General features: G+C 64.1%; 21 protein-coding genes and 1 pseudogene. 6 read left to right on the top strand and 16 right to left on the bottom strand.

Annotated elements, in window-relative coordinates; genetic code table 11:
- Window positions 1-30: 30 nt before the first annotated feature.
- Window positions 31-1,197: an acyl-CoA dehydrogenase family protein gene (locus tag IVB36_RS36115; RefSeq protein WP_007613843.1), complete on the bottom strand. Its 1,167-nt coding sequence runs from the start codon at window positions 1,195-1,197 to the stop codon at window positions 31-33.
- Window positions 1,198-1,376: 179 nt separating this feature from the next.
- Here IVB36_RS36115 and IVB36_RS36110 point away from each other — a divergent pair, with 179 nt between their 5' ends.
- Window positions 1,377-1,880 (top strand): MaoC/PaaZ C-terminal domain-containing protein, encoded by a 504-nt coding sequence (locus IVB36_RS36110; RefSeq protein WP_018454038.1) that lies wholly within the window; start codon window positions 1,377-1,379, stop codon window positions 1,878-1,880.
- Window positions 1,880-2,731: a CoA ester lyase gene (locus IVB36_RS36105; RefSeq protein ID WP_162496395.1), complete on the top strand. Its 852-nt coding sequence runs from the start codon at window positions 1,880-1,882 to the stop codon at window positions 2,729-2,731. Before IVB36_RS36110 ends, IVB36_RS36105 begins: the two co-directional genes overlap by 1 nt.
- 186 nt (window positions 2,732-2,917) lie before the next feature.
- Here IVB36_RS36105 and IVB36_RS36100 read toward each other — a convergent pair whose 3' ends face one another.
- A complete protein-coding gene (locus IVB36_RS36100) occupies window positions 2,918-3,715 on the bottom strand; it encodes a fumarylacetoacetate hydrolase family protein (RefSeq protein ID WP_085361511.1) in 798 nt (265 codons plus the stop codon).
- A 198-nt stretch (window positions 3,716-3,913) separates the two neighbouring features.
- Between IVB36_RS36100 and IVB36_RS36095 the strand changes: the two genes are divergently transcribed.
- The gene (locus tag IVB36_RS36095; RefSeq protein WP_018454035.1) at window positions 3,914-4,813 is read left to right on the top strand and encodes a LysR substrate-binding domain-containing protein; all 900 of its coding nucleotides are present in this window, start codon (window positions 3,914-3,916) and stop codon (window positions 4,811-4,813) included.
- A gap of 105 nt (window positions 4,814-4,918) precedes the next feature.
- Here the strand turns inward: IVB36_RS36095 and IVB36_RS36090 are convergent, their stop codons facing one another.
- From IVB36_RS36090 to IVB36_RS36035, 13 genes and pseudogenes are all read right to left on the bottom strand, one after another.
- Window positions 4,919-6,031 (bottom strand): trypsin-like peptidase domain-containing protein, encoded by a 1,113-nt coding sequence (locus IVB36_RS36090; protein ID WP_247394764.1) that lies wholly within the window; start codon window positions 6,029-6,031, stop codon window positions 4,919-4,921.
- A 27-nt stretch (window positions 6,032-6,058) separates the two neighbouring features.
- Complete coding sequence (locus IVB36_RS40235) at window positions 6,059-6,184, bottom strand: hypothetical protein (protein ID WP_018454033.1); 126 nt, start codon at window positions 6,182-6,184, stop codon at window positions 6,059-6,061.
- Window positions 6,184-6,516 carry a hypothetical protein gene (locus IVB36_RS36085; RefSeq protein WP_085395707.1) on the bottom strand — a complete coding sequence of 111 codons (333 nt, stop codon included), beginning with the start codon at window positions 6,514-6,516 and terminating at the stop codon, window positions 6,184-6,186. Before IVB36_RS36085 ends, IVB36_RS40235 begins: the two co-directional genes overlap by 1 nt.
- Window positions 6,517-6,649: 133 nt before the next feature.
- Complete coding sequence (locus IVB36_RS36080) at window positions 6,650-7,111, bottom strand: Hsp20 family protein (RefSeq protein ID WP_018454031.1); 462 nt, start codon at window positions 7,109-7,111, stop codon at window positions 6,650-6,652.
- A 240-nt stretch (window positions 7,112-7,351) separates the two neighbouring features.
- Complete coding sequence (locus IVB36_RS36075; RefSeq protein WP_085352025.1) at window positions 7,352-8,842, bottom strand: amidase family protein; 1,491 nt, start codon at window positions 8,840-8,842, stop codon at window positions 7,352-7,354.
- Between the two features lie 17 nt (window positions 8,843-8,859).
- Window positions 8,860-9,657, bottom strand: coding sequence for a xanthine dehydrogenase family protein subunit M (locus IVB36_RS36070; protein WP_247295047.1), 798 nt, complete (start codon window positions 9,655-9,657; stop codon window positions 8,860-8,862).
- An 11-nt stretch (window positions 9,658-9,668) separates the two neighbouring features.
- Window positions 9,669-12,056 (bottom strand): xanthine dehydrogenase family protein molybdopterin-binding subunit, encoded by a 2,388-nt coding sequence (locus tag IVB36_RS36065; RefSeq protein ID WP_247295049.1) that lies wholly within the window; start codon window positions 12,054-12,056, stop codon window positions 9,669-9,671.
- A gap of 2 nt (window positions 12,057-12,058) precedes the next feature.
- Window positions 12,059-12,550 (bottom strand): (2Fe-2S)-binding protein, encoded by a 492-nt coding sequence (locus tag IVB36_RS36060; RefSeq protein ID WP_247394761.1) that lies wholly within the window; start codon window positions 12,548-12,550, stop codon window positions 12,059-12,061.
- A gap of 21 nt (window positions 12,551-12,571) precedes the next feature.
- The gene (locus IVB36_RS36055; protein WP_247394759.1) at window positions 12,572-13,678 is read right to left on the bottom strand and encodes an ABC transporter ATP-binding protein; all 1,107 of its coding nucleotides are present in this window, start codon (window positions 13,676-13,678) and stop codon (window positions 12,572-12,574) included.
- Window positions 13,679-13,686: 8 nt separating this feature from the next.
- Window positions 13,687-14,589, bottom strand: a complete 903-nt coding sequence (locus IVB36_RS36050) for an ABC transporter permease (RefSeq protein WP_247394756.1) — start codon at window positions 14,587-14,589, stop codon at window positions 13,687-13,689.
- The gene (locus IVB36_RS36045) at window positions 14,586-15,503 is read right to left on the bottom strand and encodes an ABC transporter permease (RefSeq protein ID WP_085361515.1); all 918 of its coding nucleotides are present in this window, start codon (window positions 15,501-15,503) and stop codon (window positions 14,586-14,588) included. The genes IVB36_RS36050 and IVB36_RS36045 overlap by 4 nt, the downstream gene beginning before the upstream one ends.
- 55 nt (window positions 15,504-15,558) lie before the next feature.
- Window positions 15,559-16,907: pseudogene (locus IVB36_RS36040) on the bottom strand (extracellular solute-binding protein).
- A 195-nt stretch (window positions 16,908-17,102) separates the two neighbouring features.
- Window positions 17,103-18,404 carry an MFS transporter gene (locus tag IVB36_RS36035; protein WP_204512143.1) on the bottom strand — a complete coding sequence of 434 codons (1,302 nt, stop codon included), beginning with the start codon at window positions 18,402-18,404 and terminating at the stop codon, window positions 17,103-17,105.
- A 352-nt stretch (window positions 18,405-18,756) separates the two neighbouring features.
- Between IVB36_RS36035 and IVB36_RS36030 the strand changes: the two genes are divergently transcribed.
- The 3 genes from IVB36_RS36030 to IVB36_RS36020 are packed head-to-tail and all read left to right on the top strand — an operon-like array spanning window position 18,757 to window position 22,518.
- Window positions 18,757-19,971 (top strand): ABC transporter substrate-binding protein, encoded by a 1,215-nt coding sequence (locus IVB36_RS36030; RefSeq protein ID WP_085351926.1) that lies wholly within the window; start codon window positions 18,757-18,759, stop codon window positions 19,969-19,971.
- Window positions 19,972-19,978: 7 nt separating this feature from the next.
- Entirely contained in the window at window positions 19,979-21,706 is a 1,728-nt protein-coding gene (locus IVB36_RS36025) for an FAD-dependent oxidoreductase (RefSeq protein WP_085385314.1), read from the top strand.
- A 17-nt stretch (window positions 21,707-21,723) separates the two neighbouring features.
- Entirely contained in the window at window positions 21,724-22,518 is a 795-nt protein-coding gene (locus IVB36_RS36020) for an IclR family transcriptional regulator (RefSeq protein WP_085361518.1), read from the top strand.
- Between the two features lies 1 nt (window position 22,519).
- Here the strand turns inward: IVB36_RS36020 and IVB36_RS36015 are convergent, their stop codons facing one another.
- Complete coding sequence (locus IVB36_RS36015) at window positions 22,520-23,293, bottom strand: SDR family oxidoreductase (RefSeq protein WP_085351929.1); 774 nt, start codon at window positions 23,291-23,293, stop codon at window positions 22,520-22,522.
- Window positions 23,294-23,314: the final 21 nt, after the last annotated feature.

Genomic DNA, 23,314 nt, shown 5'->3' with positions numbered 1-23,314 from the left:
GCGGCGCCCGGCAATGGTACGTGTTCGAGCTTAGTATGACTTGGCCAGTCCAAGCACCTTTTCCGCGATGAAGCTCAGCGCAAGCTGCGGGCTGACCGGCGCGATGCGCGGAATCAGAACTTCACGCAAGTAACGCTCGACGTGAAACTCCTTGGCATAGCCAAAACCGCCATGGGTCATCACCGCCTGCTCGCAGGCGTGATATCCGGCCTCACCCGCAATGTATTTCGCGGCATTGGCGGCGCCACCGCAAGGCATGCCCTTGTCGTATTGCCAGGCCGCCGACATCACCATCAACCAGGCCGCCTCGAGCTCGACCCAGTTTACAGCCAGCGGATGCTGAATGCCCTGGTTCTTGCCGATCGGCCGGTTGAACACCACGCGGGTCTTGGCGTATTCGGTCGCGCGCGACAGCGCGAGCTTGCCGAGGCCGACGGCTTCCGCGGCGATGAGAATGCGCTCGGGGTTCATGCCTTCGAGAATGTACTGGAAGCCTTTGCCCTCTTCGCCGATGCGATCCTCCATCGGGATTTCAAAGTCCTCGAAGAACAGCTCGTTGGAATCGACGACCTTGCGGCCCATCTTCTCGATCTCGTGGACCTTGATCCTGTTGCGGTCGAAGTCCGTATAGAACAGGCTCAGCCCATGCGTCGGCGAGCGCACGTCCTCCAGCGGCGTGGTGCGCGCCAGCAGCAGGATCTTGTGCGCGACCTGCGCGGTGGAGATCCACACCTTCTGGCCGTTGACGATATAGCGGTCGTTCTTGGCCACCGCTCGGGTCTTGAGCTGTGTGGTGTTGAGGCCGGTGTTGGGCTCGGTCACGGCAAAGCACGCCTTCTCGCGGCCCTCGACCATCGGCGGCAGCATGCGCTTGCGCTGTTCCTCGGTGCCGAACACGACCACGGGATTGAGACCGAACACGTTGATGTGCACCGCGGAGGCGCCGGACATGCCGGCGCCGGATTCCGCGATGGCGCGCATCATAATCGCGGCTTCGGTGATGCCGAGGCCGGAGCCGCCATATTCCTCCGGCACGCAGATGCCGAGCCAGCCGGCGTCCGCCATGGCCTTGTGAAAGTCGTGCGGGAAGCCGCCGTCGTGGTCCTTCTTCAGCCAATAGGCGTCGGGAAAGTCTTCGCAAACCTTTGCGACGGCGTCGCGAATGGCTTCCTGCTGAGCGGTGAGCGCGAAATCCATATTCTTGATCTCCTTCTTGGGAGAAGCGAACGCGCAATCTCCCCCTCGTCGCGTTCCCCACGCGAAGGCCGTGGCGGATTGGTGCGCCCGAACGTGCCTTCGCTTGCGTTCTTTAACTTGAAAAGCAGGGTACAGATACGTGAATTTCCCTATCAACTGTGTGTAGCATGCATAGGGTCATGCGGCGCGAGGATGCGAGCGCGCCGTTATTTCGCAGGGAGGAAACCGCGATGGCCGGACTTTATTTCGAGGAGTTTTCGGTGGGCCAGGAGTTCAGGCATCCCCTGACGCGGACCGTCACGGAGATGGACAACACCCTGTTCAGCCTGCTGACGCTCAATCCGCAGCCGCTGCACATCGACGCACATTTTTCGGCCCAGACCGAGTTCGGCCAGCGCATTTTCAACAGCCTTTACACCCTCGGCATCATGATCGGCATGACGGTCTATGATACGACCATGGGGACCACCGTTGCCAATCTCGGCATGACGGACGTCACTTTTCCGAAACCGGTCTTCCATGGCGATACGCTGCGGGCGACGACAAAGGTGCTTTCGTTGCGGGAATCCAAATCGCGCCCCAAGGCGGGCATCGTCGAGTTCGAGCACCACGCTCTCAACCAGAACGACGAGATCGTCGGCAAATGCCGCCGCATGGCGATGATGCACAAGAGGCCGGTCTGATGCGTTCGATGCTGTTCGTGCCGGGCGACTCCCCGCGCAAATTCGAGAAGGCCAGCGAAGGCAACGCCGACGCGCTGATCATCGATCTCGAAGATTCCGTCGTCACCGACAAGAAGCCGGAGGCGCGCGGGTTGACGCTGACGATGCTGAAGGGCCGCAACAAGCCCCACCAGCTCTATGTCCGCGTCAACGCGCTCGACACCGGCATGACGCTCGCCGACCTTGCCGCGGTGATTCCGGGCCAGCCCGACGGCATCGTGCTGCCGAAATCGCAGGGCGGCGACGACGTGCGACAGGTCGCGACCTGGCTGGAAGCTTTGGAAGCTGCGGCTGGTATCGCCATTGGCTCAACACGCATCGTCTGCGTCGCGACCGAAACCGCAGCTTCGATCTTCGGGCTCGGCAGCTACAAGGGCTGCTCTCCTCGCCTCGCGGGCCTGATGTGGGGCGCGGAAGATCTCTCGGCCTCGCTCGGCGCGACTGAGAAAGCGGCGGGCGGCGTGTTCCACAGCCCTTATCGTCTGGCCCGCGATCTCTGCCTGATGGCGGCCGCCGCGGCCGAGGTCGCGCCGATCGACACCGTCTATACCGACATCGACAATCTCACCGGACTCGAACAGGAAACGCGCGCGGCGCGGCGTGACGGTTTTTCGGCGAAAGCGCTGATCCATCCCAAGCACGTCGACGTGGTCAACGCGGCGTTCGAGCCGACCGAAGCCGAGCGCAATTGGGCCGAGAAGGTGATCGCGGCGTTCGCGAGCAATCCGAACTCCGGCACGCTGCGCCTCGACGGCCAGATGATCGACAAGCCGCATCTTCGCGCCGCAAAGAAGATCCTCGGCCAGAGTTAGATCAGGACGCCGCGCTGCGACAGATGGGATCGAAGCCACTCTCAGCGTCGTCGTGGCCGGGCTTGTCCCGGCCATCCAGGGCTTCCACGCAACCGGCACCCAAAACGTGGATGCCCGGGACAAGCCCGGGCATGACGAAGCGAAACGTCCGGCCCCTCACTTTCCGCAGGCGGGGAGAGGGGAGCGTTAGACGATCTTGATCGACATATCCGGCAAGCCGTCGAGCTTGCACAACAGCACGTCGCCCTTCACGACCGGGCCGACATTCTCCGGCGTGCCGGAATAGATGATGTCGCCGGCCTTCAGCTCGAACGCTTCCGACAGTTTTGCGATTTGCTCGGCCACGCTCCAGATCATCTTGCTGAGATCCGAGCTCTGCTTCACCGTCCCGTTGATCGCCAGCGAGATGGCGCCCTTGTCGAAATGCCCGGTCTTGCTGGCCGGGTGGATCGGGCCGATCACCGCGGCGTGGTCAAAGCTCTTGCCGATCTCCCACGGCTTCTTCTCCGCGGCCATCCCGTTCTGGAGATCGCGCCGGGTCATGTCGAGGCCGAGCGCGTAGCCATAGACGTGGTCGAGCGCCTTCTCGGCCGGGATGTTGCTGCCGCCGGATTTCAGCGCGGCGACCAGCTCGACCTCGTGGTGATAGTTCTTGGTCAGCGACGGATAGGGATGATCGGCGACTTCGCCCACGGCGACGTTCTGGATCGCGTCGGTGGGCTTCTGGAAGAAGAACGGCGGCTCGCGGTTCGGGTCCGAGCCGCGCTCGATCGCGTGCGCCGCGTAGTTGCGCCCGATGCAGTAGATGCGGCGGACCTGGAACACCTGAGTTTCGCCGACGATCGGGATGGTGACCATCGGCACTGGAAAGATCGGCTTCGGGCCGGCCTGCGCCGCGGCCGGCGCAACTTCCGCGATTGAGGCAGCACTTGCCGCCGCGGCAATTGCGAGCAGCTCCCGTCGCGTTGCTGATGTCTCTTTCATGGCTTGTGCTCCCTTTTTATGTTCGTTGGGCGCATAATGCGCGCCGAGCCGCCTGATAATCAATATTCAGTATGCCAGCAATGCTGGACCGGCACGTCGACTAATTTAGAACAGGCCGGCTGCAGCCGAGCCTTCCGAACCGGCTCCCTTTCACCCTAGCATGGAACTTGCATAAATTCTGGGCGACATGGACGCCGCATGAACCTCATCAGCCTCGATATCCGCATGCTCCGGTCGCTGATCTCCGTGGTCGAGACCGGCAGCATCACCGAGACCGCGCGGCGGCTGGGCCGCACTCAGCCGGCGATCACTCTGCAATTGCAGCGGCTGGAGGAGCTCACCGGCAAGCAATTGTTCGAGCATGTCGGGCGCCGGCTCACGCTGAGCGAGGACGGCACCACGGTTCTCACCTACGCCAAATCCATCCTGAGGTTGCATGACGAATTGATTTCGCAGCTGGCGTCACAGGAGATCGAGGGTCAGGTCGTGCTCGGCACGCCCGACCTCTATGCCGCCTTCATGCTGCCGCAGATCCTCAGCGTGTTCCGAAAATCATTCCCGCGCGTCCAGGTCGAGCTCAATTGCGCGCTCTCGACGCCGCTGGTGGGCCTCGTCAAGCGCGGCGATGTCGACATCGCGCTCGTCACCCGCATGAACGATTTTACGGGCGGCCAGGTGGTACGGCGCGAGCAACTGGTCTGGATGACCGGCGAGCAGTCCTCCGCGCACCAGGAACGGCCTATCCCGCTGGCGTTGCTGCCGCCCGGCAACATCTATCGCGACTACGCGATTGACACGCTGGAACGTGCGAATCTGCGCTGGCGCATCGCCTGCGTCAGCGAAAGCGTCGGCGGCCTCCAGGCGGCGGCCTTCGCCGGCATGGCCGTGACCGTACTCGGCCGCAGCGCGCTGGTGCCGGCGATGCGCGAGATCGGCCCGAACGAGGGCCTGCCGCCGCTGCCGAAGATCGAGCTGCTGCTTTACAAGTCGAGCGGCGCGACCTCGAAGGCGGCGACCGCCTTGCACGACTATCTCGCGCACTATCTGCGCCTCGACGAGGAGCTCAGCGGCCGCGGCGAGCCGATCGAGCTGGGATAAAGCCATCCGGACGTTCGCGCAGCGGTCGTCCCAAACTGCGTCCCGGGTCCACGATCGCAGACAAAGAGCGACCGGCTTGCTGCGGTGATATCCTCTTTGATTGGCCTAGCGAACGAGGCGGTTGCTTCCTGCATTGGCATTGCGCGGCTCGGTTGCTGGAGCCACTCGGACGAGGACCGTGAGCGGTGTGCCGTTGCGCAGCAGAGCGAGCTTCACCTCGTCGCCGACCCGCGCAAGACCAATGGTATTGCGCAGCTGCGCGGCGGTGCGGATCGGGCGGCCCTCCGCCGTGGTGACAATGTCGCCCTTGTGCAGGCCAGCCTTCTCGGCCGGCGAATCCGCGGCAACTTCGGCGATGAGCGCGCCTTCGGTGCGTCCCTTGTTGACGGACGGGTGGAGGTCCTTCAGCGAAATGCCGATGCGACCGCGCTCGACCCTGCCGGTGGCGATGATCTGCTCCATCACCTTGCGCGCCATGTTGACGGGAATGGCAAAGCCAATACCGACATTGCCGCCAGCGGGCGAGATGATGGCCGAATTTATGCCGACCAGTTTGCCCTGCAGGCTGACCAGCGCGCCGCCGGAATTGCCGGGATTGATAGCGGCGTCGGTCTGAATGAAGTCTTCATAACCCTGCTTGCCGAGGCCGGTTCGGCCTAGGGCGCTGACGAGGCCCGACGTCACCGTCTGGCCGAGGCCGAAGGGATTGCCGATCGCGAGCACGAAGTCCCCGACTTCCAGTGCGTCGCTGTCACCGAGGGGAAGCGCCTTCAGTCCGGTCGGATTCTGGATCTGGAGCACGGCGACGTCCGTCGGCGAGTCGCGGCCGACGACCTTTGCGGAAAACTGCCGGCCGTCCTTGGTCGTGATCTGGAGGGCGGAGGTGCCTTCGACCACGTGGTTGTTGGTCAGCACGTAGCCGCTCCGGGCATCGACGATCACGCCGGAGCCGGTCGCGCTGACTTCCTTCTCGATCTGCCTCGGAACGTCGAAGAATTCGCGGAACAGCGGGTCACGATAGAGCGGATTGTCCTCGCGTACCCGGCCGTGCACCGAGATGTTGACCACCGCCGGCGTCACCTGCCGAACCAGAGGCGCCAAAGTCGGCACCGAGCCGCCCGGCTTCAGATCGGGGATCTGGCCTGCGGCGGGATGTGACGCCGTCAGTATCAGCACCAGCAACGCAAGCGAGAACGAACGCATAGCAATCGTCTTCATGACCAGTCGCATCGTCTGAGATTGAAATCAGAGAGCCGCTTCACGTTTGTCTGGCGGCACGTCGAGCCAGCCTTGCAAGGCTAGAAATGGAATGGCCCAGGCCGCGGAGACCTGGCCGACCAGCACCAGAGCAAGAACGGCCTGCGTGAGCATCACGCGCCTCGCCGTTCTGCGGCGGCCCAAGGCCGCCGCAAGCGCATCGGGACGCCGCCGCCGCGCGGCGGGTCGTCGTCATTGTCGCCGTCGAGCCGGCGCAGGGCCGCGAGAATATCGGCGAGCCGAATCGTACGGTTCATGCCGGGAATTTCACGCAAAGCGGGACAGGATTCGACGGCGTACATGTCGGACGCCCATGACGACAGAATGATCCGCTTCTCCGGCGTGGAGAGCTCCTTTGCATTCAGGACATCCGCGGGCGAACCGTAGTGAACCGCGGGATGAAACAGCGGGTTGAGATTTCCGGAATTCGTATTCACGTTTGTCATCGGTTGGGCCTCCCCTGACGCTCCTTTCGAAGGGATGGATGTGCTGATGATCGAATGGCCGTTCTCTCATGCATGTGGGAGCGCGGCGCGCATATCTGAGCGCCGCGTTCCACCATTCCCCTCGATCGAGCGCTTAGGCTGCTTTCTTCTGCTCGATCTGAGTTGCAGGAGAGGCCGCGCCCGCGATCTGGATCCGGCGCGGCTTCATCGCTTCCGGAACCTCACGGACGAGGTCGATGATCAAGAGGCCGTCCTGGAAGGACGCCTGCTTCACCTGGACATAATCGGCCAGGTTGAACACGCGCCGGAACGGCCGTGCGGCGATACCCTGGTACAGATATTCGCCCGTCGCACCTTCGGGCTTCTTGCCCTCGACGGTCAGCGCATTCTGTTCGGCCGTCACCGTGATATCGTTGACGCCAAAGCCCGCCACAGCGAGGCTGATCCGGTAGTGATCTTCGCCGGAGCGTTCGATGTTATAGGGGGGATAGTTGTCTTCGCTCGCCTGGCGCAGCGCGCTGTCGACGAGACCCGCCAGATGATCGAAGCCGACGGTGGAGCGCCACAGGGGCGCGAAGTCAAACGTGGTCCTCATAACCAAGTCCTCCAAAGAGCAAGATGGATACGAAGGAGCGCAGGACAGGGTTTTAGACGGGTCCAAAGACACCGGCCCGGCGCCCGCTCCGGGCCCCTCGCGGGCACCCGGCACACCGCTCTCGCGGCGAAAATGACTTAGAAGAACGCAAGTCGACTTCAAGAGGGCCCCTCGAAAAATTTTTCGGGCGCAGAGGCCGACCGGCAGGACGCGGCCGGCCCGCTCCAGGCCGGGTTCGGCTCACGCCTTCGCGCGGGCACGATCCGGTTCGCGCAACGCCAGCTGCGGCCAGAACGCCGCCCATGGCTGGGCCGCTTCGAACGCAGCGGCGATGCGGAAGATCGTGGGCTCGTCGAGCCAGGGAGCGACGATCTGCAAGCCGATCGGCAGCCCATCGCGATCGAAGCCGCAGGGCAGCGTCGCGGCCGGAAGGCCGGCGAGATTGATCGGCCAGGTGAAGGGCGACCAGCCGAGATGCGGATCGACATTGCCGCCGTCGATCGTGTCGACGCCGAGGCGGCCGGCCTCGAACGCGGTCACCGCGACGGTCGGCGTCACCAGCGCATCGACGCGCTCGAACAGCTTCAGGAAGCTGCTGCGAGCCTGGGCGCGGCGATACCCTGCTTCGATATAGTCCGTGCCGCTGTAGCGCCTGCCGGCACTGATGACGTCAAGATAATCTGCTTCGGAGCTGGCGAGATCGGCCGTGGTCTTGCTCGAGACCGCGCCCGCCTGTTCGGTAAAGGCGATCGGCTTCAGCGTGTGCTCCAGGATCCCGGGATCGAGGCCCGGACCATCCATGGTGACCTGCGCGCCGCAGGCATCGAGAATGGCCAGCGCCTTGCCGAACGCCGCGCGCACATCGGGGCTGACCGCGGCGTAGCCGAGATCGACGCTGGCGCCGATGCGAATGCCGTTCAACGGCGCGGCCTTCGTATCGAACCGACGCGCCGCCACCGGCAGGCTCGCGGGATCGCGCAGATCGTAAGCAGCGATGATCTCCAGCGTCAGCGCGGCATCCGCGACCGTGCGCGTAATCGGCCCGGTATGCGCGAGCGAGCCCCAGGACGGTGGCGAGAAGCCGGGCGAACGGGGCACCAGGCCAAAGGTCGGCTTCAGGCCAAACACACCGCAGAAGGACGAGGGCACGCGGATCGAGCCGACCCCATCGGTTCCGATCGCGATCGGACCGCAGCCGGCGGCAACGCCCGCCGCCGCGCCGCCGCTCGATCCGCCACTGGTGCGACCCGGGTTCCAGGGATTGCGCGTGGTGCCGGTGACCGGGCTGTCCGCCGTCAACTTGTAACCGGACTCGCAGGTCGTGGTCTTGCAGGTGACGATCGCACCCGCTTCCTTCAGCGCTGAGACAACCGCCGCGTCGACATCGGGCACGAACGCCTTGTTCATCGGTGAGCCGCCATAGGCCGGCACGCCCGCGACAAAGACCAGGTCCTTGATCGTGACGGGGACACCGGCGAGCGCTCCCTTGGTCTCGCCGGCGCGCATCTCCCTGGTGAGACGGTCGGCCTCCGCCCTCGCCTGCCCGTACATCGGCGTCACCACCGCGTTGCAGGCCTCGTTCGTCGCCTCCAGTGCGGCAATGGTGTCGTCGACGACATCGCGCGGAGTGAACGCCTTGCGCCGGTAGCCGGCCAGGATCTCGGTTGCGGAAAGCGAGCCAAGGCCAGTCGGCACCGGCGGGAAGGCCGTTCGGCCGGAACCATCAGTCATCATCAACCCTAAAAGAGCTAGCTGAGCGCCGCGTCGACGGCGCGCTTGGCCATGACCGTGACGAGATGTGCACGGTAGTCGGCTTCGGCGTGGACATCGGAGGTGAGACCGTCGGTGTCGATCCTGATCGCCGCGATCGCGGACGGATCGAAATTTCGCGACAGTGCTTCTTCCATCGGGGGAACGCGGAATACGCCGGAGCCCGCGCCGGTCACGGCCACGCGAACACCATCGGCGAATTTCGCGACGAACACGCCGACCAGCGCATAGCGCGACGCCGGCGCCTTGAACTTGGCGTAGCCCGCCCTGAGCGGCACGGGAAAGCGGATCGCCGTGATGATCTCGCCAGGTTCAAGCGCGGTCTCGAACAGACCACGGAAGAACCCGTCGGCCGCGATCTCGCGCGTGCTGGTGACGATGGTCGCGCCCAATCCGAGCACACCTGCCGGATAATCGGCCGACGGATCGTTGTTCGCGACGGAGCCACCGATAGTGCCGCGGATGCGTACGGCGGGATCGCCGATCATCGAGGCCAGCGCGGCGAGACCCGGGATCTTCGTCTGCACCAGCTTCGAGGCTGCTACCATGCCATGTGGCGTCATTGCACCGATGGTGATGGTGCCGCCGTCGTTGGTGATGCCCTTCAGATCTCCGAGCCTCGACAGGTCGACTAGGGCTGGCGGACTGGCGAGCCGCTGCTTCAGCGTCGGGATCAGCGTCATGCCGCCGGCGAGGAGCTTGCTGTCTTCGATCGAGGTCAGCAGTTTGGCAGCGTCGGGAATCCGGTCCGGCTGGTGATAGGCAAACGGCTTCATTGTCATCCTCCCTATTCCGCAGCGACCGGCAGCGACGCGTTCTGCAGCAGGCGCCAGATCCGGTTCGGCGTTGCCGGCATGTCGACATGGGTGACGCCGAGATGCGACAGCGCATCGACCACCGCGTTGATGACGGCGGCCGGCGAACCGATGGTGCCGACCTCGCCGCAGCCCTTCACGCCCATCGGCGTGTGCGTACACAGCGTCGAATGGGTCGCGATGTTCATCATCGGCATGTGGTCGGCGCGCGGCATGCAATAGTCCATCAGCGAGCCCGATAGCAGCTGGCCCGAGCCCTCGTCATAGACCGCGTTCTCGTACAGCGCCTGACCGACGCCCTGCACGATGCCGCCGTGCAACTGGCCCTCCACGATCATCGGGTTGATGACAGTGCCGACGTCGTCCACCGCGGTGTAATTGACCAGCGTCACCGTGCCGGTCTCCGGGTCGATCTCGACCTCGGCAATGTGGCAGCCGCCGGGATAGGTGAAGTTGACGGGATCATAATAAGCCTGCTCTTCGAGCCCCGGCTCCAGCACTTCGAGCGGATAGTCGTGCGGCACGTAGGCGGCGCCCGCGATCTCCTCGAACGTCCTCATGCGGTCGGTGCCCGCGACCGAGAATTTTCCGGCCTCGAACTGGATATCCACTTCGGCCGCTTCAAGCAGATGCGCCGCGATCTTCTTGCCTTTCGCGACCACCTTGTCCGTCGCCTTCGACAGCGCCGCGCCGCCGACCACCAGCGATCGCGAGCCATAGGTACCCATGCCAAACTGCACGCGATCGGTATCGCCGAACACGATGTCGACATTGTCAAACGCGACGCCGAGCTTTTCCGAGACGATCTGCGCGAACGTCGTCTCGTGGCCCTGGCCGTGATTGTGCGTGCCGATCATGACCGTGACCTGGCCGGTCGGATGCACCCGCACGGTGGCACTCTCATAGAGCCCGCCACGCGCGCCCAATCGCCCCGCGAAGCGTGACGGCGCGAGGCCGCAGGCCTCGACATAGGTCGAGTAGCCGAGTCCACGGAATTTGCCCCTGCGCGCCGACTCCGCCTTGCGGATACCGAAGTTCTTGACGTCGGCCGCGACAAGAGCGCCGTCGAGACACCCCATCGGATCGCCGGAATCGTACTGCACCAGCACCGGCGTCTGATACGGGTAGGCCCCCTTCGGGATCATGTTGCGTCGGCGGATCTCGACGCGGTCGATGCCCATCTCGCTGGCTGCGACGTCGACGATGCGCTCCAGCACGAAGGTCGCCTCGGGTCGGCCCGCGCCGCGATACGCGTCGACCGGAACCGTGTTCGTGAACACCACCTTCACGTTGCAGTAGATCGCTGGCGTGGTGTAGACGCCGCCGAGCAGCGGTCCGTAGAGATTGGTCGGGATGTTCGGTCCGAAGGTCGAGAGATAGCCGCCCATATTGGCGAGCGTGTTGACACGGAAGGCCAGAAATTTTCCGGTCTCGTCCAGTGCGAGTTCGGCCTCGGTGACGTGATCGCGGCCGTGGCGATCGGAGACGTAGCCTTCCGACCGGCTCGCGACCCATTTGATCGGCCGCATCACGCGCTTGGCGGCCCAGGTAATCACGGCCTCTTCGCCGTAGTGGAACTGCTTGACGCCAAAGCCGCCGCCGACATCGGGCGCGACCACGCGTAGCTTGTGCTGCGGAATGTTCAGCACCAGCGCGCCCATCAGGAAGCGCACGACATGCGGGAACTGGCTGGTGGTCCAAAGCGTGAAGCGATCCGTGCCGGGCTCGTATTCGGCGATCGCCGCGCGCGGCTCCATCGGGTTGCCGATCAACCGGTTGTTGACGAGGCTGAGCTTTGCGACATGGGCCGCCTTCCGGAAGGCGGTCTCGACCGCGGCCTTGTCGCCGAGCTCCCAATCGCAACAGATGTTGTTCGGAACGTCGTCGAACAGTTGCGGCGCGCCGGGCCGCACGGCTTCGAGCACGCCGACCACCGAGGGCAGCACCTCGTAATCGACTGTCAGCAGCTCGGCTGCCGCGCCGGCCTGCGCCGGCGTCTCCGCGACGACGAAAGCCACCATGTCGCCGACGAAGCGCACCTTGCCCTGCGCCAGCATCGGGAACGGCGGCTCCTTCATCGGCACGCCCTTGGCATCCGAGATACCCCAGCCGCAGGGCAGCGAGCCCAGCTTGTCGGCGGCGGCATCCTCGCCGGTCAGCACCGCGATGACGCCGGGCGATGCCAGGGCCGCACTCTTGTCGATGCCGCGCAGGATCGCGTGTCCGTGCGGCGAGCGCACGAACACACCCGCCGTCATGCCCGGACGCTTGATGTCGGAGACGTAACTGCCGCGTCCGGTGAGGAAGCGCTGGTCCTCTTTCCGTTTAGGTGAAGCGCCGATCCCGATCACATGGCCCATGGTCACTCTCCCTTGGCCACGTTCATGGCGGCGGCGCCTGCCATGACCGAGAGGACGATGTTCTGATAGCCGGTGCAGCGGCAGATATTGCCTTCGAGGCCGTGACGGACGTCGACCTCCGTCAGGTTCGGCTTCTCGGCCGCGAGCGCCACCGCCGTCATCAGCATGCCGGGTGTGCAAAAGCCGCATTGCAGACCGTGATGCTCGCGAAATGCCTCTTGCATCGGATGCAGCCGGTTCGAACCCGGCACACCTTGCAGGCCCTCGATGGTGAGCAGCGTCGCACCGTCGAGCGCGGGCGCAAGCAGCGTACAGCTCTTCACCGGCAGGCCGTCGAGGTGCACGACACAGGCGCCGCACTGGCTGGTGTCACAGCCGATATGGGTGCCGGTGAGGTTGAGCCGCTCGCGCAGCAGCTCGGCGACCAGCGTCGCCGGTTCGACATCCACAGTTGTCGGCCGTCCGTTGAGTGTGAAGGATATCTGCACGATCATACTCCTGTGCGCGACGGGTCTTTAGGCGAGTGGAAGCGCGCTGCCGGTGGCCCATGTGGCCATCACGACATCGCCGACGGTGAAGGGATCCGCGAAGAAAGTCTTTTCCGGCACGTAGGCCACGAACGCGTCGTCCGGCACGGTGTCGAGCATGACCTTGACGAAATAGCCCTGGTATTCGATCGCGAGCACGCGACTCGGCAGCGAGGTGGAGCAGCCCGGCGGCAGCGCCCTGCCCGGCCGGACCAGCGCGACATCGTCGCGGCGCACGGCGATGTCGATCTTGTCGCCGACGCTGACCGTGGACCGCGCCTGAAGCGGGACCTCGATGCCATCAGGCGCGGCCTGTGCGAGCGTAAAGGTCGAACCGTTGACCTTCTCGACCCGTCCCGACAGCACGTTCTGCCCGCCCATGAACTCGGCGACGTAACGATCATGCGGATGGGCGTAGACATCGCGTGCCGCGCCCGCCTGCTTGATTCTGCCTTGCTCCATCACCACCACGAGATCGGCGAGCGCGATCGCCTCGAGCTGGGTGTGGGTCACGTGGACGAAGGTGATGCCGAGCTCCTGCTGCATTCGCCTGAGCTCCTGACGCATCTGCACGCGGAGCTGTTCGTCGAGCGCGGACAGCGGCTCGTCGAGCAACAGGACCCTCGGCTCGGTGATCGCGGCACGCGCCAGCGCCACGCGCTGCTGCTGGCCGCCGGAGAGCTGCGCTGGAAGGCGGTCGGCGAATTGCGTCAGATGCACCTTCTCGATCATGGCATCGGCTGCGCGGAGGCGATCGGCCTTCGACATGCCGCGCACGCGGAGCGCAAAGGCGATGTTCTCGCGCACGGTGAGATGCGGGAACAACGCGTAGGACTGAAACATCATCGCGGTGCGCCGCTGCACCGGCGCGAGCCCGACGACGTTCTGGCCGCCGATCACGATCTCGCCGGCGGTCGGGTCCTCGTGGCCGGCGATCATGCGCAGTATCGTGGTCTTGCCGCAGCCGGAGGGGCCGATGAAGCAGCAATAGGCGCCGTCGGCGATCTTGAGGTTGACGCCGTCGACCACATTGCCGACTCCGTCAAAGCTCTTGCAGACGCCCGCCAGTTCGATATCGCCGCGATCGTTCTTCATTTCCCAGCTCAACCCTTTGTGCTGCTGCCGCGCTTCTTCTGGATCAGCACGATGCTGCCCAGGCTCGCGCCGATGACAATGACGGAGACGATGGTAGTCACGGTGCCGAGCGCATAGAGCGAAGGCGAGGTGACGTTCAGCGTCATGCTCCAGATCTCCAGCGGCAGCGTGTTGAGCGAGCCCGCGGTCTGGAGGCTGCGGGCGAACTCGTCGTAGGAGAGCGTGAAGCCGAACAGCGCGACCGCCACCAGGCCGGGTGCCAGCACCGGGATCATCACCAGCCGGATCGACTGCCAACGGCTGGCGCCGAGGTCGTAGGCCGCCTCCTCCCAGACGTGGTTGAAGCGCGACATCACCGCGAACATCACGAGCACGCCGAACGGCAGCGTCCATGACAGTTGCGCGCCGAGCGCCGAGGTGTACCAGCTCGCATTGAGGCCGAGGGCCTGGAACAACAGACCGGTACCGAGGCCGAGCACGAGTCCCGGTGCGACCAGGCTGCCGATCATCATGTAGAACACGACGGTGTCGCCGCGAAAGCGCTTGCGAAAACCGAGCCCGGCCAGGAACGACACCACCACTGTGATGATAGTGACGATGATCGCGAGCTTGATCGAACGATCGAACGAGCCCTTGACGTCGCCGGTCCGCACTTGGGTGAAGAGATCGACGAACCAGTGCAGCGAAGTGCCCTTCATCGGGAACACGAGGCCGCCACGGATGTCCTGGAACGACAGGACGTAGATACAGAACATCGGGCCGTACAGCGCAATCACATAGAACGCGAACAGTGTCGCCAGAACATAGAACGTCCACGGCCGACCGCCCTTGCTCGGCGCAATCGCCTTTGTCACCGGCGCGATCGCCTTTGACACATCAGCCTTGGGCATGTCGGCGAGAACCGCACTCATCGCGTGATCTCCTGCCTGATGTCGACCGTGCGCAGGATCAGCGAGACGATCGCGACCAGCACCAGCGTCAGCAATACTGCGCTCGCCGCCGCGGTCGGATATTGCAGCACGCCGACATCCTCGTAGAAGGCGCTGACCACAGAGGCCGAGCCGCCGCCGGACATCACCTTGACCACGAAGAAATCGCCCATCACGATCGAGACGACGAAGATGGTGCCGAGGGCGATGCCGCTCTTGGACATCGGCACCACGATCAGCCGCATGATGTCGAAACGACTGGCGCCGGCATCGATCGCGGCCTCGATCAGCTTCTTGTCGATCCGTGCCATGGAATTGAAGATCGGCACGATCATGAAAATGGTGAGCTGATGGACATAGGCGATGACCACCGCAAGGTCGGAGAACAGCAGCACCTCAAGCGGCTGGCGGATCACACCGAGTCCCAGCAGCGCCTGGTTGATCAGGCCTTCCTTGCCGAGCAGCGGAATCCAGGAAATCATCCGGATGATGTTCGAGGTCCAGAACGGCACCGTGCAGAGCAGGAACAGGCCAATCGCCAGTAGTTGGTTGCGGACGTGGAAAACCAGGAAGTATGCGACGAAGAAGCCGATGATCAGCGTGAAGATCCAGGTCAGCAACGTGAACTTGATCGTCGCCAGATACAGCTTCAGCGTCAGCGCCGAATGCAGCACCTCGACATAGCTTGCGAGCGTGAAGCCCGGCGTCAGCCCGCCGAAGCCGTCGGTGGCGAAGAAGCTCGCGGCCAGCACGACCAGGATCGGCGCCACGAAGAACGGTACAAGCACCAGCACGAGCGGCGACACGTAGAGCCAGCCGGCGAGATTTGCGCGTGGTGGGGTTTGAGCTGGACTAAGACTTGGCTGCATGTCGGCAAACGCCTCGAAGTCGGTCATTTGGCACCGGCGCATCGCCGCGCCGGCGCTTCGTTCACGTCAGGGAAAGCAGGTTTCAGGCCACCTTGAAGTCGTTCCAGCGCTTGTTCATGTAGGCGGCTTCGTCCATCAGCGTGTTCCAGCAGGAGATGTTCTTGACGCGGTCGAGGAACGAGCCGCCGTCACGCTTGGTGCCGCTCTTCTCCATCGGCACGCCATAGGGGTCGTTGACACCTCGGGCGCGGGCTGGCCCTCGTACCAGAACGCCCATTCGGCCGCCGTGAGGAATTTCTTCGCAGTCGAAGGGACCGGGCTGTAATAGCCGTAGCGCGCGACGAAACCGCCCTGCCAGCCCGACAGATACCAGTTGAGATATTCGTAGGCCGCGTCCAGCTTCCTGCCGGAGAGATGTTTCATCAGGCCCATGCCGTTGCACCAGCCGCGATAGCCTTCCTTTCCGTTCTTGATGTTGACCGGCGCGTAGACGCAGGGGATTTCCTTCACGCGTACCGCGGCAACCGCCGGCGACCACATCGACTGGATGACCACTTCGCCCGCCGCCATCAGCTGCACCGACTGGTCGAAGGTGGTCCAGGTCGCGCGGAACTGGCCCTGCTTCTTGAGCTCGATCAGCTTGTTGCAGGTGAAGTCGATCTCCTCCTTGGTCATGTTGCCTTTGTTTCCGTACTTGATCAGCCCGGCGCTTTCGAAGCAGAGCGCGGCGTCCATGATGCCGATTGCGGGCACGTCGAGGATCGCGGCCTTGCCTTTGAATTTCGGATCGATCAGATCCTTCCATTCCGTGACTTCCTGGCCGACGAGGTCGGGGCGATAGCCGATGGAGTCGGCGTTGTAGACCTGCGGCAGGAAGGTCGCCCATTCGGTCACGCCGTCGCTCAAATCGGTCGAATCGGGCTTGGCGATATACATGGCCTCGTAGGGCGAGATGCCCTGGCGCGGGATCTTGTGACCGTCGATCTCGCCCTTGGTAAAGATCGGCAGGATGTTGTCGAACTCCTTGACCTTCTTGACCTCGATGCCCTGGATCACGCCGCGCTTGGCAGCGAGCTTGGCCTGCCAGCCCTCGAGATCGGCGATATCGACCGTATTTGGCTGGCTTATGAAGCGGTTGATAGCGGCGGAAGTGTCGAGGTTCTGCATCGTCACCTTGAAGCCGAGATCCTTGGCCGCCTGGTCGCCGATCGCCTTCACCACCGAATAGGACACGCCGACATGGCGCAGCTCGATGTCCTTGATCTCCTGCGCCCAGATGGTTGGGAATCCGCGGATCGCGTCCGATCCTGCAGCCGCGCCGGCCACCGCCGCGGCGCCCTTCAACAGCGTGCGCCTGCTCAGCTTTTTCGCAGACTTGTCGCTCGTCCCCGCCGGATTGGCAGTGGATGTCCCCTTGTCCCTGTCAAGCATGGCAACCCTCGTTGGCTACAATGAACGTGCGCACCGGTCGCCATTGACCGGCTGCGGATGTGATCAATTGCGAGGGAGGCTATGGGCGGGAGGTCGTGAAGTAAAATTGGAAGTAAAAATTCGCTGCATAAACGCGGCTAATGATTCGCCCCGCTGCACCGGCTTTTGGCAACGCGCATAAGATGAAGGCGGCCCTCAGGACCTGAGCGAGTCCCGCGCGGTCTCCGGCGCTATCAACGTTGCGATGATCGTGATGACCGACAGTGCGATGATATACACCGACACCGGCCGGTACGAGGCGGCCCATGCAAGCAGTGCCGTCGCAATCAGCGGCGAGAAGCCGCCACTGAGCGCGGCGGCAACGTTGGCTCCCAGCGATGCGCCGCTATAGCGCACCTGGGTACGGAACAGCTCCGGCATGAAGGCCGCCTTCGGCCCGAACAACAGCGCATGCGTCAGTGTCATCGTCACGACGAGCGCGAGCGTGATCAGCGCAGGCTCCCTGGTGTCGAGGAACCAGAACAACGGAAACGCCAGCGCCACCGAGAACACGCCGCCGGCGAGATACAGCGCTTTGCGGCCGAAGATGTCGGACAGCCAGCCTGCGAGGGGCAGCGTCGCGAGCTCGACGAGCGCGGCATAGACCACCGCGTTGAGGATCACCTGCCGCGGAAGGCCGAGCTGCGTCGTGGCATAGACCACGGTGAAAACAGTGAGGAGATAAGCGAGCCCGACTTCGGACACCGTGATGCCGATCGCCAGCAGGAAGCTGCGCCAGTCGCGGCGCAGGACTTCCAGCACCGGCTGCGCCAGCACCTCCTTGCGCTCGAGCACCTCCTTGAAGTGCGGCGTCTCCGCGAGTTTCAGCCGCACGATGAAGCCGACACCGACGAGCAGGATGCTGATCAGAAACGGCACGCGCCAGCCCCAGCTCAGGAAGTCCGCTTCGGGCAGCTGCGTCATCAGACCGAAAATGCCGGTGGACGCGGCGACGCCGACGGGGAAGCCGATCTGCACCAGACTGCCGTAAAAGCCGCGACGGTTGCCGGCGTGCTCGGCCACCATGACCACCGCGCCGCTCCACTCCCCACCGAGCCCGATGCCCTGGACGAAGCGCAAAATGACGAGGAAGATTGGCGCCCAGACGCCGATCTGGCTGTAGGTCGGCAGGCAACCGATCAGGAACGTGCCCAGTCCCATCGCGAACATGGTCGCGACCAGCATCTTCTTGCGGCCGAGCCGGTCGCCGTAATGCCCGATGATCGCACCGCCGATCGGCCGCGCGACAAAGCCGACCGCATAGGTCGAGAACGCCGCCAGCGTGCCGACCATGGGATCGAAACTCGGGAAGAACAGCTTGTTCAGCACGAGCGCCGCCGCCGTGCCGTAGATCAGGAAGTCGTACCACTCGATCGCGGTGCCGAGCGCGGCTGCCCACACCACATGCGCCGTCGTCGATTTCTCCGCCGCAGTGGAGACTCCCGATGCTGCCGTCATTGCCATCCGCCCCAAGATTCCTGGGCGACATGATGGCCAATCGTTGTGGCGGTTGCAACTTGCGGGAGTGTTAGTTCTCCCAAGATCAGAATGCGAGATTTTCGCGCCACTGCCTCCTCACTGTCGTCCCGGCGAAGGCCGGGACCCATAATCACAGGGAGGAGTTTGGCAAAGACCGGCGCCCCGGTACTGCGACCGCCCGACTTCGAGAGATCACGCGGTATGGGTCCCGGCCTTCGCCAAGACGACGCGGAGCCTTTATTCTCCATTGACAAACTTATTTGCTAATATCTAACTTGCTGCCACAATAACCGGCCGCGCCAAGCGCGCCCATAAACGAGAGGGAACGACGATGAGAGGGTTTTTGGCCTGCGCCATGCTCGCGGCCATGACTTCGGCTGCCATGACCACCGTTGCGAACGCGCAAATCTCCGACGACGCCGTGCGGATCGGCGTGCTGACGGATCTGTCGAGCTGGGGCCGCGACAACAGCGGGCCGGGCTCCGTGGAGGCCGCGAAAATGGCCTTGGAGGAATTCGGGCCCACCGTGCTCGGCAAGCCGATCGAGATCATCAGCGCCGATCACCAGATGAAGACCGATGTTGGCGTGCAGATTGTGCGCGGCTGGTTCGACAACGGCAAGGTCGATGCCGTCGTCGACATCCCCAATTCCGGCATCGCGATCGCCGTCCACAATATGGTGCGCGAGCGCAACAAGATTGCGCTGCTCTCCGGGCCCGGCGCGAGTTCGCTGACCGACGAGCTTTGCAGCCCGAACACCGTGCACTTCACCTACGATACCTACGCGCTGTCGAAGGTGACGGCCTCCGCCGTGATCAAGGAAGGCGGAAAATCCTGGTACTTCATCACCGCCGACTACGCCTTCGGGCAGCAGCTCGAGAAGGATGCCACGCGCTTCATCAACGAGATGGGCGGCAAGGTTTTGGGCGGGGTGAAGCACCCCACCAATACGGCCGATTTCTCGTCCTTTGCACTCCAGGCGCAAAGCTCGAAATCGGACGTCGTCGCTTTCGCCAATGCGGGCCAGGACACCGACAATGCCATCAAGCAGTCCGGCGAGTTCGGCCTGGTGCAGGGTGGCCAGAAGCTGGTCGGCCTCCTGATGTTCGACACCGATGTCCACGCGATCGGCCTCAAATCCGCGCAGGGTACCTACATGACCACGGCCTCGTACTGGAACATGGACGAGGCGACCCGCGCATGGTCGCGGAAATTCTACGAGCGCACCAAGGTGATGCCGACCATGATTCAGACCGGCGTCTACGGCTCGGTGCTGCATTATCTCAAGGCCATCAAGGCCGCCGGCACCGATGATCCCGCCAAGGCGATGGCCAAGATGCGCGAGCTGCCGATCGAGGATACATTCGTTCATGGCGGACGCTTGCGCGAGGACGGCCGCGTCATTCGCGACATGTATCTCGCCAAGGTGAAAACACCCGAGCAGTCCAAGGAACCGTGGGATTATTTGGAGATCATCAAGACGGTGAAGGGCGAGGACGCCTTCCGCCCGGTCTCCGAGTCGAAATGTCCGTTGCTCAAGAAGTGAGGCCTGCATGACCGGCAACGAGCGCAACGAGACTTACGAGTGCGATGTGCTCGTGGCCGGATCGGGCTGCTCCGGCATGTCGGCCGCCATCACCGCGCGCTATCGCGGCCTCGACGTGCTGATCGTCGAGAAGGAGCCGCGCTTCGGAGGCACCACCGCCCGCTCCGGCGGCTGGCTCTGGATTCCCGGTACCTCGCTGGCCAAGGCCTACGGCATCGAGGAGACACCGGAGCAGGCGCGGACTTACCTGCGGCACGAAGCCGGCAACAACTTTGAAGCCGCGCGCGTCGATGCATTCCTGAGCGCCGGGCCCGAGGCGATCGATTTTTTCACCAGCAAGACGGCGCTCCGTTTCGACATGCCGCTGGTGTTCCCGGACTACCACGCCGAGGCGCCCGGCGGCGCCCAGGGTGGTCGTTCGATGGTGGCGCGCCCGTTCGACGGCCGCGAACTCGGCGACCAGATCAAGACCCTCGGCATGCCCCTGCCCGAGCTGACCGTATTCGGCATGATGCTCGGATCCGGCAAAGACATCGTCCATTTCATGCGCGCGACGAAGTCCCTAAGCTCGGCGGTCTATGTCGCAAAGCGCCTGTCGCGGCATCTGATGGACGTACTGCGCTATGGCCGCGGCATGACGCTGACCAACGGCAATGCGCTCGCCGGGCGCCTGGCAAAATCGGCCCAGGACCTGAAGATACCGATGTGGCTGTCCTCGCCGGTGCGCGAGCTCACTGTCGAGAACGGCACTGTCACGGGCGCCATTGTCGCCCGCGACGGACGCGACGTCCGCATTCGTGCGAGACAAGGCGTCGTGCTCGCCTGCGGCGGTTTCCCGCATGATGTCGAACGGCGCAAGAAGATGTTCCCGCACGCGCCGACCGGGAACGAGCATTTTTCGCCGGGACCGACCGGCAACACCGGCGATGGGCTGCGGCTCGCAGAACGCGCCGGCGGACATGTCGAGGACAGGCTGCCGAACGCGGCAGCCTGGGTCCCGGTCTCGGTCACCAAGCGCAAGGACGGCTCACACGGCGTGATGCCGCATTTCATCGACCGCGCCAAACCCGGTGTGATCGCGGTGATGCGTGACGGCAAGCGCTTTGCCAACGAGGGCAATTCCTATCACGACTTCGTCCAGGCCATGGTCAAGGCGGCGAAACCCGGCGAGGAGATCGCGGCGTACCTGGTCTGCGATCACCAGACCCTGCGCAAATACGGCCTCGGCTGCGTGCCGCCGTTCCCGATGCCGCTGGGTCATCACCTCAAGACGGGATATCTCATGCGCGGCGAGACACTGGAGGCACTCGCGGCAAAAGCGGGTATCGATGCCAGCGCGTTTACCGAGACCGTCAAGCAGTTCAATGCGACCGCACCACAGGGACACGACGCCGCCTTCGGCAAGGGCTCAAAGGCCTATAACCGCTACCAGGGCGATGCGCTGCACGGCCCGAACCCCTGCGTCGCGCCGATCGAGAACGGCCCGTTCTACGCCATCAAGATGGTGGTCGGCGATCTCGGCACCTATGCCGGCATCGTCACCGACGAGAACGCGCGGGCGCTCGATGCGGAGGGACGGGTGATTCCCGGGCTCTATGCCGCCGGCAACGACATGGCGAGCATCATGGGCGGCAATTATCCGGGCGCCGGCATCACGCTTGGGCCGGCGCTGACCTTCGGCTACATTGCCGGCCGTCATCTCGCCGACAGCGCCGCCAAGCGCAACGCGGCGTAAGCCACGCCAGGAGGCGCATGAAAAGAGAGAGCCGCGGCATCCAGTCGATCGAGGTCGGCGGAGAATTGCTCCGCGCGCTTGCAAGATGCGGCGAGCCGATGATGCTGCGCGATCTCGCGCGCGAGGCCGGCATGACGCCGGCCAAAGCGCATCCCTATCTCGCCAGCTTCTCCCGCATCGGCCTGATCGAGCAGGACGAGACCACCGGCCGTTACGAGATCGGCGCGCTGGCGCTGGAGCTCGGCCTGATCAGCCTGCGCCGACTATCCGGCGTACGCATCGCAGGACCGAAGATCGCGGCGCTCGCAAGTCAGATCGGGCATGCGGTCTCGCTCGCGGTGTGGGGGACGCACGGCCCGACCGTGGTGCAGCTCGAAGAACCCGGCCAGCCCGTTCACATCGTGATGCGCGCCGGCTCGGTGATGGCACTGCTGGAGACGGCCACGGGCCGCGCCTTTGCGGCCTTCCTGCCGGAGAAGACGATCAACGCCGCGCTCGAAAGCGGCCTCGATCGTCATGGCGTCGGCTATAATCCGAAGCGCGCCGTGAAAGGCGCGAAGGTCACTGAGATGCTCACAGAGGTCCGCAAGCACGGCCTCGCCCGCGCGCTCGGCGACCCCCTGCCCGGCGTCAACGCATTCTCTGCGCCGGTGTTCGATCATTCCGGCCATGTCGCGCTGGTAATCACCGCGATGGGGCCGGAAGGCACTTTTGACGCGCGCTGGGACAGCCCGATCGCCCATGCGCTACGCGATTGCGCGGGCGGCATTTCGAAACGACTGGGTCACGGGATGACGGCTGCGGCGGAGTGATCTACTTCACCGGCACCGTGTAATTCAGAATCAACCGCCCACCATCTGGATAGATCGTCTGCCCCGTGATGTAGGACGCATCGTCACTCGCAAGAAACGCGACGACGGAGGCAACTTCGCTCGGCTCGCCGCCACGGCCGGCCGGCGTGCGTGACATCACGGTCTTGCGGGCATCTTCCGAGGTGTAGATGGACGATGCCACCATGTCGGTCAGAATCGTGCCCGGCCCGACCGCGACGACACGAATATTGTGCGGAGCGAGTGCGACGGCAGCGACCGAGGTGAGCTGCTTCATGCCGCCCTTGGACATGGCGTAGGTCGCAAGCGCCGGGATTGCCAGCAGTGCATTGACCGAGGACATGTTGATGATGACCCCGCCGCCGCCTTGCGCGATCATCTGCTTCGCCGCCGCCTGCACGCCGAAGAACGCGCCCTTCAGGTTGATGCCGATGATTTCATCGAATTCTTCTTCGGAGATCTCCAGGAGGTCCCGGTTGCGAGCGACGCCGGCATTGTTGACCATGATATCGAGCCGGCCGAACTCTTTTGCGGCAGTTGCGACCAGCTGGTCGACATCGGCACGCTTTGCGACATTGCCGACGACAGTGCGCAAGGCATCCGGTCGCGCGAGTTCGGCGGCCGTCGCGGCCAAGCCCTCGGCATCGACATCCGAGATGACGACCTTGACGCCGTCGTCCAGGAATCGCTTTGCGCAAGCCTTGCCGATACCGCGCGCCGCGCCGGTGATGGCGGCGACCTTGCCGGATAGTTTCATGGTCTCACTCCAGAGTAGCTG

Origin of the sequence: Bradyrhizobium sp. 35, assembly GCF_023073215.1 — a bacterium.
GTDB classification, from domain to species: Bacteria; Pseudomonadota; Alphaproteobacteria; order Rhizobiales; family Xanthobacteraceae; genus Bradyrhizobium; species Bradyrhizobium canariense_D.
Note: the sequence above shows the minus strand (reverse complement) of the source record. Positions and strands in the feature narration are given on the sequence as shown.